Here is a 10,552-nt window from a genome sequence, read left to right as displayed (position 1 = left end):
CCCGGCGCCCCCCGTACGCCGGGCGAACGGAGAAACGGGTCATCCACGGACCGCCCGGAACGCCCCCACGGCGTCCCGGGCGGTCCGTGCGCATACGGGGCCCTTCGGGCCGGTCGGGACCAGACTGGCAGGATGGGAGAATGCAGCTCACCGGACTCCACGTCTACCCCGTCAAGTCCATGTACCGCCTGAGCCCGGACGACGCCGTGGTACAGCCCTGGGGTCTGGCCGGAGACCGCCGCTGGATGCTCGCCGACCCGACGGGACGCTTCGTCAGCCAGCGCGAGAACCCGGCCCTCGGGCAGATCCGGGCCGGGCTGCTGCCCGAGGGCGTCCTCACCCTGACCGCCCCCGACGGCTCCCGGATCGAGGTCCCGGCCCCCACCGTCGCGGCCGGCGGCCCACTCGCCGAGGTCGAGGTCTGGGGCACCCGCTTCCGCGCCGCCGAGGCCACCGAGGAAGCACACCGGTGGATCGCCGAGCACCTCGGCGACTACCGCCTGGTACACCTGGACGACCCGCGGGCCCGGCCGGTCGACCCCGAGTACGGGGAGCCCGACGACAAGGTCTCGATGGCCGACGGCTTCCCGCTGCTGCTCACCACCACCGCCTCGCTCGACCGGCTCAACGAGCTGATCGCCGCCGAGAATCCGGACGGCCACGAGACCCTGCCGATGGAGCGCTTCCGTCCGAACGCGGTGATCGGCGGCGCCGAGCCGTGGGCCGAGGACACCTGGCGCCGGATCCGGATCGGCGCGGTCACCTTCAGGGTGGTCAAGCCGTGCGGCCGCTGCGTGGTCACCACCACCGACCAGGAGACCGGCGAGCGGCGCGGCAAGGAGCCGCTGCGCACCCTGGCCCGGCACCACCGGCTGCTGCGCAAGGCCGCGTTCGGGCAGAACCTGATCCCCGAGCGGCCGGCCGGCGTCGAGGGCGACGCGCTCGGCACGCTGCGACTGGGCGACGAGGTCGAGGTGCTGGAGGACGGGGCGCACTGGCCCGCCGACGGGAACTGAGCGTGCGGACGGCAGGGGTGCGGGACCGGCCCGGCTCCGCGGCCGACGGCCCGCACCGGGTGGCCGGTTCGTCCCGCGCGGGGCGGCCCGCGCCCGGTTCGCTCCCCGGAGGCCGACCGGACACCGGCCGGCGCCCCGCGTCGGCCGCGCCCCGACCGCTCGCCCCGACCGCTCGCGCCGACCGCTCGCGCCGATCGGCGGGGCGCGCCGGCCCCCGGACCGGCGCCGAGCACGCGCCGCGCTCTGGAACCGGCGCGTCCGGACGGAACCACCGTCGTGCGTGCTCGTTGAAACAAGTGGTCGGAACCTGTGGCGCCGGTGAGCGCCGCCGGTGTCCGCGCGACCGCGGGCGGCCGGACCACCCGCGTGGGCGCGCTACGGTGGGCGGACGGCCCGCGCACCCCCGCGCGTTCGGCCCGTTGATCGCCGGCTCGACGAAGGTGGGGACGACAGACCGTCATGGCTGAGCACAGGGTCCGGGTCACCCAGGACAGCGCATCCCGCTGGCGTCGCCGGGCGGGCGAGTACGACACGCTCGCGGAGGCCCTCGCGGCCGCCGAACCGGGCGACACCGTGACCGTCCGACCGGGCACCTTCCGGGAGAACGTGCTGGTGGACAAGCCGGTGACGATCGTCCCGGCCCAGGGACCGGGGACGGTCCGGATCGACCCGCCCTCCGGGGTCGCGCTCACGGTGACCGCCGCCGCGACCGTGCGCGACCTGGTGGTCGAGGGCGGCGACAGTTCCACCCCGGCCGTCCTGATCACCGGGCCTCAGGCGGCTCCGGCCTTCAGCGGCTGCCGGATCGAGACCCGCTCGGCCACCGGCGTCGAGGTCACCGGCGGCGCCCGGCCCACCCTTCGCGGCTGCGTCGTCACCAACCCGGGCGGGCTCGGGCTCCGGCTGCGCGGCGAGGACACCGCCGCCGCGTTCGAGGACTGCGAGGTCGCAGCCGCCGGACAGGCCGGACTGGCCGTCCTCGGCGGCGCCACCGCGGCACTGGACCGCTGCCGCGTCCACCACGCCTCCGGCGCCGGCGTCCTGCTCTCCGACCCCGGCAGCGCGGCCGAGCTGACCGGCTGCGAGATCTACGAGATCCGCGGCAGCGGCGTCCAGGCCGAGGCGCAGGCGGGCGGGCGGCTGGTCGACTGCGAGATCCACCGGGTCACCGGCAACGGCCTCACCCTGGACGGCGAGGCCGAGCTGGTGCTCACCGGCTGCCGGGTGCACGACCTGCCGGAGAACGGCGCGGACCTGCGCGGACGCGCCCGGCTGAGCCTCGCGAACAGCACCGTCCGGGACTTCGGACGCGGGGCGCTTTCGGTCTGGGACCAGGGCACGGAGGCCGTCGCCGAGTCCTGCCAGATCCACGGCTCGACCGGCGAGTACCCCGCCCTGTGGGTCAGCGACGGCGCCCGGTTGACCCTCACCGACTGCTCGCTGCACGACCTGCCGGACGCCCTGTTCGTCCTCGACCGGGACTCCGCCGCCACTGCCGAGGGCTGCTCGTTCAGCCGCATCCGCAGCTCGGCCGTCTCGGTCAGCGGCGGAGCCACCGTCTCCCTGGCCTCCTGCCGGGTACAGGAGGCGGGCACCGGGCTCTGGTTCCGCGACCACGGCAGCGGCGGGCTGCTCACCGACTGCGAGATCTCCGACGTGGCCACCGGTGTGATCGTCACCAAGGGCGCCGACCCGGTGCTGCGCGACTGCACCGTACGGGCCAGCACGGACGCCGGGGTGTACGTCTCCGCACAGGGGCGCGGCACCTTCGAGGACTGCCGGGTCTCCCAGGGCAAGGGCTTCGGCTTCCACATCATCGACGGCTGCCGGACGCAGCTCATCCGGTGCCGGGCGGAGCACAACCAGCGGGCCGGGTTCGAGTTCTCCGAGCCGGGACCGGTCGCGGAAGGCTGCACCTCGGACGATGTCGGCACCGCTCCGGCTTCCACCGCTCCCGGTGGCGGGACGGGGTCTGGCCCCGGACTCGGTTCCGGCCCCTCCTCCGGGCGCGGGCCCAGGCTGCCGCCGGCGTTCGGAGCCGCCGAGGTGCCGGCGCCGAGATCGTCCCAACTGACCGCGGCCGCGGCGGCGTTGACGTCGTCCGCGACGGCTTCGGCGGCGATCGCGCCGATCCCGGACTGCCGGCCGGCCGAGGAAGCGCTCGCCGAACTGGACTCGCTGGTCGGACTGGCCACGGTGAAGCAGGAGGTGCGCACGCTGATCGACCTGATCTCGGTCGGCCGACGCCGCCGCCAGGCCGGGCTCAAGGCGCCCTCGCTGCGCCGGCACCTCGTCTTCACCGGCGCACCGGGCACCGGCAAGACCACCGTCGCCCGGCTCTACGGCGAGATCCTCGCCTCGCTCGGGGTGCTCCAGCGCGGGCACCTGGTCGAGGTGGCCCGGGTGGACCTGGTCGGCGAGCACATCGGATCCACCGCGATCCGCACCGCGGCCGCCTTCGACCGGGCGCGCGGCGGGGTGCTCTTCATCGACGAGGCGTACGCGCTCGCGCCCGAGGACGGGGCCCGAGACTTCGGACGCGAGGCGATCGACACCCTGGTCAAGCTGATGGAGGACCACCGGGACGAGGTGGTCGTCATCGTCGCGGGCTACACCGCCGAGATGGAGCGCTTCCTGTCCGCCAACCCCGGCGTGTCGTCCCGCTTCTCCCGCACCATCGGGTTCCCGGACTACACGGCGGACGAACTGCTGGAGATCGCCCGGGCGCAGTGCGCGGAGCACGAGTACGCGCTCTCCGAGGAGACCGAGCAGGCGCTGCTGGAACACTTCGGCGGGCTGGAGCGCGGCCCCAACTTCGGCAACGGGCGCACCGCGCGGCAGGTCTTCGAGACCATGGTCGAGCGGCACGCGGTGCGGGTCGCCCACCTCGCCGACCCGTCCACGGAGGAGCTCCAGCTGCTCGTCCCGGCGGACTTGCCCACGGCGTCGCTGCCGTAGCGCGACGGCGGGGGAACTCACCTGCCGTGCCGGGCCGTTGAGGCGGACATGGGCGTACTTCTGACGGGCGCGGCGGGCGGGTTGCTGCTGCCGGCCGGACTGGTCGCGGTGTTCTTCCTCGCGGCGGTGGTCCGGCGGCTGCGCACCCGTCCGGCGGCGACCGGGCTCTCGACGCCGAGCGGTGGGCGCGGCGTGGGGGCGACCGCGACCGAGGAGCTGCACGCGCTGCTCTATCCGGGCAAGCGGGTGCAGCTGGAGCAGCGGCGGGTGGAGCTGGTGCTGCGGGACGACGAGCACGACGGCGCGCCGAAGCGTACGGGGATCGACCTCGCGGGCGGGCGGGCGGTGATCCGGCGGTGACGGCTGACGGCTGACGAATGACGAATGACGAATGACGAATGACAGCGAACAGATAACAGATTCTGTTCGCTGTCATCTGTCATCTGTCAGCCGTCATCTGTTCGCCGTTCGCCCTTCGCCGCCCGGACTCCCGGTCGGCGCCGGGTCAGCCCACCCAGGGCCCGCCGGCCAGGAAGGACTCCAGTGCCGCACGGTAGGGCGCGATGTCGATCCGCTCGCCCGCCAGCCAGTCGTCCGAGTAGTACTTGTCCAGGTAACGGTCCCCCGGGTCGCAGATCAGACCGACCACGCTGCCCGTCCGCCCGGCCTCCCGCATCTCGGCGACGATCCGCAGCGCGCTCCAGAGGCCCGTTCCGGTGGAGGCTCCCGCCTTCTTGCCGAGCACCCGCTCCAGCACCCGCACCGTCGCGATCGACGCGGCGTCCGGCACCCTCATCATCCGGTCGATCGACCCTGGGACGAAACTCGGCTCCATCCGCGGCCGTCCGATGCCCTCGATCCGCGAGCCGCTCTCGCAGACGGCGTCCGGGTCGCGCCGCACCCAGCCGTCGAAGAAACAGGAGTTCTCCGGGTCCGCGACACAGATCCGGGTGTCGTACTGCATGTAGTGCACGTACCGGGCGATCGTCGCCGAGGTTCCGCCGGTGCCGGCGGTGGCCACGATCCAGGCCGGCTCGGGATGCGGCTCCAGGCGCAGCTGGGCGAAGACCGACTCGGCGATGTTGTTGTTGCCGCGCCAGTCGGTGGCCCGTTCGGCATAGGTGAACTGGTCCATGTAGTGCCCGCCGGTCTCCTCGGCGAGCCTGGCCGACGCCTCGTACACCTCGTCCGGACGCTCCACCAGGTGACACTCGCCGCCGTGGAACTGGATCAGATCGATCTTGGCCTGGCTGGTGCTCTTGGCCATCACGGCGATGAACGGCACGCCCACGAGCTGGGCGAAGTACGCCTCGGAGACGGCGGTGGAGCCGCTGGAGGCCTCGATCACCGGCTTGCCGGGCCGGATCCAGCCGTTGCAGAGCCCGTAGAGGAACAGCGAGCGGGCCAGGCGGTGCTTGAGCGAGCCGGTCGGATGGGTGGACTCGTCCTTGAGGTACAGGTCGATCCCCCACTCCGCGGGCAGCGGGAAGCGCAGCAGGTGGGTGTCGGCGGACCGGTTGGCGTCGGCCTGGACCTTGCGCACCGCTTCCTTGAGCCAGGCACGGTACTCCGGGTCGGAGCGGTCGACGTCGACGGTCGGCTCGATGCCGGGGTGGGTGCTCATGCTGACTGTCTCCCTCGCGGTGAACCCTGGTGCTCACTACGAGTGTAGGAGAGTCACGATAAGTAACTTTTTTCGATGAGCCAGCTTCCGCTTATCGCCTTCGGCGCCATCGCGTCCGGGCCACCGCCGTCAGAGCAGAGCCACCGCCGTCAAGGCAGGACCACTCGCCGTCAGGGCAGGGCCGGCACCGACTGCGGGTCCACCAGGTACGGCCCCCAGCCCAGCTCGGCCGCTCCCGCGAGCGCGCCGTCCACCAGCTCCGCGCCGACGATCGGCACCCGGCCGCTGCGCCCCCACAGGCTGCGCTCGGCGACCACCGACCGCAGACGGTCGGGCGCGGCCTCCAGCAGGTCGAGGTGCAGCCCACTGAGGGCCACCCGGTCGGGGTTGAGGATGTTGACGACGCCGGCGAGGCCGAGCCCGAGCCGGTCGATGACGTGCTCCACCGCCGCCCGCGCGCGGTCGTCCGTCGCGGCCGCCCGGCACAGCTCGCGCGCCTGGTCGAGCAACGGGCGGCCCGGCTCGGGGGCGAGTCCGGCCGCGGCGAACAGCGCGTCGGGGCCGGTCTCGGAGTTGAGGCAGCCGCGGTTTCCGCACCTGCAGAGCCGGCCCTGCGGGTCGACGGCGAGGTGGCCGACCTCCAGGGCGAGGCCGGCGCTGCCGGTGTGCAGATGGCCGTCGATCACCAGCGCGCCACCGACGCCGCTGTGGCCGGAGGTGACGAACAACAGGTGGCGGGCGCCGCGGCCGGCCCCGTGCCGGTACTCGGCGAGCGCGGCCAGGTTGGCGTCGTTGGCGACCGCGGTGGGCAGCGGGCGCAGCGCGTTCGGGCCGTGGTCGGCCCGGCCGACCTCGACGTCGTACAGGTCGGCGACCGGTGTGCCGCTGGGCCAGGCGAAGTGCAGCGCGGCGAGGGCGGCGCCGTCCGGTTCGGTGACCGGGTTGGGCAGCGCGAGTGCGGCGCCCAGGCAGCGGCGGTCGCTCGCGCGGGCGAGCTCGGCGCCCGCCACCGCGACGGCGCGCAGCATCCGAACGGGGTCGGTCGCGGCGGGCAGCGGCAGGTGGACGGGCGGGTCGAGCAGTCCGCCGAGGCCGGCCAGGGTGACGCTCAGTCCGTCGGCGTGGATCTGCCCGGCGATCACGACCGGGCCCCGCGGGTCGATCGCGAGCCGGTGCGAGGGGCGTCCGCGGCCACCGCCGGCCGGGCGCGAGTCGACGGCGATCAGACCGAGCGCCTCGAGTTCGGCGGTGACCGCGCCGGCGGTGGCCCGGGTGACGTCCAGGGCGCGGGTGAGCGCCGAGCGGGTCGGCGTCTGGCCCGTGTGGATCAGGGAGAGCGCCGGGCCGAGCAGCGTCCGGCCCCGGTCGGGAGCCGCGCGGCGGTGGCTGTCGCGCTGCGCGTCGAAGTCGTTTCCGGTACCGGGCCTCGGGCTTGATGGTGAGAGCTGCACGCCCCTATTGTGACTTTGTGTCGCTTCGAAACAAAATTGGTCCACGTAGTCGCCCCGACGAACCCGCCTCCCAGTCTCGCAGCACACCCCCGGTGACCGACAGCCCCTGGCGGCCGGCCCGTGTCGCCCTCACCGCGTTCTTCGCCGTCGACGGCTTCCTCTTCGCCGCCTGGGTCGTCCGCATCCCGGACGTCCGCAGCCAGGTCGGCGCCTCCCACGGAGCCCTCGGGCTCGCGCTGCTCTGCCTGTCGATCGGCGCCGTCCTCACCATGCCGCTGATCGGCCGGCTCTGTCTGCGGTACGGCTCGCGCCCGGTGACCGTCGCCTCGCTCGCCCTGCTCAGTCTGGCCGTGCCCCTGCCCGCGCACGCCCACTCGGTCACCACGCTCGGCGGAGTGCTACTGCTGTTCGGCGCCGGGTACGGCGGGGCCAACGTCGCGATGAACAGCGCCGCCGTCGACCTGGTCGCGCAGCTGCGGCGGCCCGTGATGCCCAGTTTCCACGCCGGGTACAGCTTCGGCGGGCTGGTCGGCACCGGCGTCAGCGGGTTGCTCGCCGGGCCGCTGAGCACCGCCTGGGCACTCGCGCTCAGCGCCGCGCTCGGCATGGCCGTCACCGTCGGCGCGGGCGTCGTCCTGCTGCGCGGCCCGGCGGCGGCCGCGGTCACACCCGCACGGGCGGATCATGCGGCAGGACGGCCCGGAGGCGCGGGTGCCGACTGGGGTCCGCCCCGTGGGCACACCCGGCTGTTCGTCCTGTTCCTCGGCCTCACCGCGCTGTGCACCGCGTACGGCGAGGGCGCGATCGCCGACTGGACCACGCTGCACCTCACCGACGACGTCCACGCGAGTTCCGTGGTGGCTGCCACCGGGTACGGCGCGTACGCGTTCGCGATGGCCGGCGGGCGGGTCGGCGGCACCTGGCTGTCCATCCGGCTCGGCCAGACCCGGTTGATGCTGTTCGGCGGGTTGACGGCGGGGGTCGGCATGCTGATCGCCGCCCTGGCTCCGGTGGCGCCGGTGGCGATCAGCGGGTTCGTCCTGGTCGGGCTCGGCCTGGCCAACCTCTTCCCGCTCGCCATGGCCCGGGCCGGTGCGGCGGGCGGCCCGCAGGGGGTGGCGTTCGCCTCCTCCCTCGGTTACGGGGGAATGCTGATCGGTCCGGTGGTGATCGGCTTCCTCGCCGACGAGGCCGGACTACCCCTGGCCCTCACCACGGTCACGGTCGCGGCCACCGTGGCGGCGCTGCTGCCGCTCGCGGCCGGACGACGGGGCGGCGGACGGTGGGCGGCCGGTGACGGCAGCGGGTGACAGATGACAAGCAACGGCTGACAGATGACAGATGTTGAAATCTGTCATCTGTCATCTGTCAGCCGTCATGTGGCAGGATGCGGGCCCATGACCACCAGCGAGCGCTTCCAGGTACTGCGGGCGAGTGAGCGCCCGGCGACGGCGTGGCTCAACGGGGGCGGGGTGACCAGGGAGGTCGCCGGGTTCCCGGCCGACGCCGGGCTCGACGCCTTCGACTGGCGGGTCAGCCTCGCGGATGTCGCCGAGGCCGGGCCGTTCTCCCCGTTCCCCGGCATCGACCGGGTGATCACCCTGGTCGAGGGCGCCGGCATGACGCTCACCGTGGACGGCACCGAGTACCTGGTCGACGCACCGTTCCGCCCCTTCGCGTTCTCCGGCGACGCCATCACCGACTGCCGGCTGTCGGCCGGCCCGGTGGTGGACTTCAACGTGATGACGCGCCGCGGGCGGGTCGAGGCCACGGTGGACCTGACGACCTCGGACACCGCACTCGACCTCCCGGACGGAACCACCGCCCTCCTGGTCTGTCTCGCCGGCACCGTCACCGTCGACAGCCTCGAACTCGGACGCCACGACGCCGCGTTGCTCGACACCCCGGGCACCCACGCACTGCGTCCGGACGGCACCACCGCCATCGTCGCGTTGCGCTCCACGCGCTGACGACCGCCCTACGGGCCGAGGAGAACGAACCGGCCGCACCGCCGCACCCGACATGGGGCACACACCCGGCCGATCCGACTTCTCGTCAGGGGCGGGAAGCCTCCTCAGCCCCGCTCGCCCGGCAGCCGGAGGTCCCACCCGACCAGCGCCCGCAGTTGCTCCGCCGTCACACCGTCCGGCACCGGCTGCGGAGCGTCGTGGCGCAGCGGCGGCTGCCAGCCCTCGTCCTCGGTCCAGCGGCGCACCACCTTGGCCGGGGCGCCGGCGACCACGCTGTGGTCGGGCACCTCGCCGCGCACCACCGCCCCCGCGGCGACCACCACGTTGCGCCCGATCCGGGCACCCGGCAGGATCACCGCACCGGTGCCGATCCAGCTGCCCGCCCCGATCTCCACCGGTTCGTTGCGCGGCCACTGCTTGCCGATCGGCAGCTCGGTGTCCCGGTACTCGTGCGCCTGGTCGCTGATGTAGACGCCGGGCCCGGTCCACACGTCGTCACCGATGACGATCGACTGGTGGCCGACGATGTGGCTGTCCCGGCCGATCACGCAGCCGCCGCCGATCCGCACGATCGGCTCCGGCCCGAGGTCGAGCCCGGGCAGGAACCCGGCGCTGATGGTGACCCGCTCGCCGATGATCGAGAACGGTCCGATGGTGATCCACTGCTCGTTGAAAACCGCCCCGAGCGGGAACGCGAGGCTCGTGCCGTCGCCCAGCTCGCCGAACCGGTACGGGCCGGGGCTGAGGTTGGTGACCGCGCCGGTCCGCTGCATCCAGCGCCAGCCCCGGTGAACGAGGCGTCCGGCGGCGCGACGGCCGCCGGCCCGGACGGCTGAGACGAGGGAACGGGTTATCGGCATGCGCTCACGTTACCGGCCCGTAGGGTACGCCCGTCCGTCGGGAGTCCGACATCACAGCGGCCGCGTCCACCCTCGCCCGCAACAGGGCGGCGCCCGTCCGCGCGGGGAGGCGCCCGCCCCCGGACCATCCGAATAAATGCCCGAAACCCACGGCCGGCAGCCGGCATCGATGGAAGACTCCGCCCCATGGAGATCACCGATCACATCGACGCGCTGCGCCGCGAGGGCACCCTGCTCGCCGACGCCGCGGCTCGCACAGACCTGTCCGCCCCCGTACCGACCTGTCCGAAGTGGCAACTGGCGGACCTGCTGCGGCACATCGGCTCCGTCCACCGCTGGGCCGCTTCCATCGTCGGCCAGGGGCTGCGGGAGCGGCCCGGCCAGGCGGGCGAGTACGCCGCCGTCGGGCCGGTGCCCTCGGACGACGCGCTGCTCGACTGGTACCGCGAGGGCCACGCCGCGGTGGTGGAGACGCTCTCCTCGACACCGGCCGATGTCGAGTGCTGGACCTTCCTGCCCTCGACGAGCCCGCTGGCGTTCTGGGCCAGGCGCCAGGCGCACGAGACCGCCATCCACCGCCACGACGCCGACGCTGCCGCCGGGGTGCCCGGACCGGCCGTGGACACCGCGCTCGCCGTGGACGGCATCGACGAACTGGTGAGCGGCCTCATGG

General features: G+C 73.8%; 9 protein-coding genes. 6 read left to right on the top strand and 3 right to left on the bottom strand.

Features of this window, described 5'->3' with window-relative positions; translation table 11 throughout:
* The first annotated feature begins 140 nt into the window (after positions 1-140).
* The 3 genes from ACFRMQ_RS30875 to ACFRMQ_RS30865 all read left to right on the top strand — a co-directional run bounded on the left by ACFRMQ_RS30875 (position 141) and on the right by ACFRMQ_RS30865 (position 4,334).
* Positions 141-1,016, top strand: a complete 876-nt coding sequence (locus tag ACFRMQ_RS30875; RefSeq protein ID WP_380733998.1) for an MOSC domain-containing protein — start codon at positions 141-143, stop codon at positions 1,014-1,016.
* A 459-nt stretch (positions 1,017-1,475) separates the two neighbouring features.
* Entirely contained in the window at positions 1,476-3,974 is a 2,499-nt protein-coding gene (locus ACFRMQ_RS30870; protein WP_380733997.1) for a right-handed parallel beta-helix repeat-containing protein, read from the top strand.
* Positions 3,975-4,022: 48 nt separating this feature from the next.
* The gene (locus ACFRMQ_RS30865; protein WP_380733996.1) at positions 4,023-4,334 is read left to right on the top strand and encodes a DUF6191 domain-containing protein; all 312 of its coding nucleotides are present in this window, start codon (positions 4,023-4,025) and stop codon (positions 4,332-4,334) included.
* Between the two features lie 145 nt (positions 4,335-4,479).
* On the opposite strand, the gene ACFRMQ_RS30860 is transcribed toward ACFRMQ_RS30865, so the two are convergent.
* Positions 4,480-5,598, bottom strand: a complete 1,119-nt coding sequence (locus ACFRMQ_RS30860; protein WP_380733995.1) for a PLP-dependent cysteine synthase family protein — start codon at positions 5,596-5,598, stop codon at positions 4,480-4,482.
* Positions 5,599-5,768: 170 nt separating this feature from the next.
* The gene (locus ACFRMQ_RS30855; protein ID WP_380733994.1) at positions 5,769-7,049 is read right to left on the bottom strand and encodes an ROK family protein; all 1,281 of its coding nucleotides are present in this window, start codon (positions 7,047-7,049) and stop codon (positions 5,769-5,771) included.
* 92 nt (positions 7,050-7,141) lie between these two features.
* Here ACFRMQ_RS30855 and ACFRMQ_RS30850 point away from each other — a divergent pair, with 92 nt between their 5' ends.
* Together ACFRMQ_RS30850 and ACFRMQ_RS30845 are read left to right on the top strand one after the other, a co-directional pair.
* Positions 7,142-8,359 (top strand): MFS transporter, encoded by a 1,218-nt coding sequence (locus ACFRMQ_RS30850; protein ID WP_380733992.1) that lies wholly within the window; start codon positions 7,142-7,144, stop codon positions 8,357-8,359.
* Positions 8,360-8,446: 87 nt separating this feature from the next.
* Positions 8,447-9,019 (top strand): HutD family protein, encoded by a 573-nt coding sequence (locus tag ACFRMQ_RS30845; RefSeq protein ID WP_380733991.1) that lies wholly within the window; start codon positions 8,447-8,449, stop codon positions 9,017-9,019.
* Positions 9,020-9,123: 104 nt separating this feature from the next.
* Here ACFRMQ_RS30845 and ACFRMQ_RS30840 read toward each other — a convergent pair whose 3' ends face one another.
* Positions 9,124-9,879 carry an acyltransferase gene (locus ACFRMQ_RS30840; protein ID WP_380733990.1) on the bottom strand — a complete coding sequence of 252 codons (756 nt, stop codon included), beginning with the start codon at positions 9,877-9,879 and terminating at the stop codon, positions 9,124-9,126.
* Between the two features lie 186 nt (positions 9,880-10,065).
* Between ACFRMQ_RS30840 and ACFRMQ_RS30835 the strand changes: the two genes are divergently transcribed.
* Positions 10,066-10,552 (top strand): maleylpyruvate isomerase family mycothiol-dependent enzyme (locus ACFRMQ_RS30835; RefSeq protein ID WP_380733989.1); only part of this gene is annotated, 487 nt, incomplete at its 3' end.

The sequence above is a fragment of the Kitasatospora sp. NPDC056783 genome, from assembly GCF_042789895.1.
Taxonomy (GTDB): domain Bacteria; phylum Actinomycetota; class Actinomycetes; order Streptomycetales; family Streptomycetaceae; genus Kitasatospora.
The sequence above is the reverse complement of the archived record's forward strand: the minus strand, read 5'-3'. Positions and strand labels throughout refer to the sequence as shown.

Bases quoted from the DNA above. Each gene is read 5' to 3' on its own strand.
- ACFRMQ_RS30875 (WP_380733998.1), top strand. From the start codon at position 141: ATGCAGCTCACCGGACTCCACGTCTACCCCGTCAAGTCCATGTACCGC.
- ACFRMQ_RS30870 (WP_380733997.1), top strand. From the start codon at position 1,476: ATGGCTGAGCACAGGGTCCGGGTCACCCAGGACAGCGCATCCCGCTGG.
- ACFRMQ_RS30865 (WP_380733996.1), top strand. From the start codon at position 4,023: ATGGGCGTACTTCTGACGGGCGCGGCGGGCGGGTTGCTGCTGCCGGCC.
- ACFRMQ_RS30860 (WP_380733995.1), bottom strand. From the start codon at position 5,598: ATGAGCACCCACCCCGGCATCGAGCCGACCGTCGACGTCGACCGCTCC.
- ACFRMQ_RS30845 (WP_380733991.1), top strand. From the start codon at position 8,447: ATGACCACCAGCGAGCGCTTCCAGGTACTGCGGGCGAGTGAGCGCCCG.
- ACFRMQ_RS30840 (WP_380733990.1), bottom strand. From the start codon at position 9,879: ATGCCGATAACCCGTTCCCTCGTCTCAGCCGTCCGGGCCGGCGGCCGT.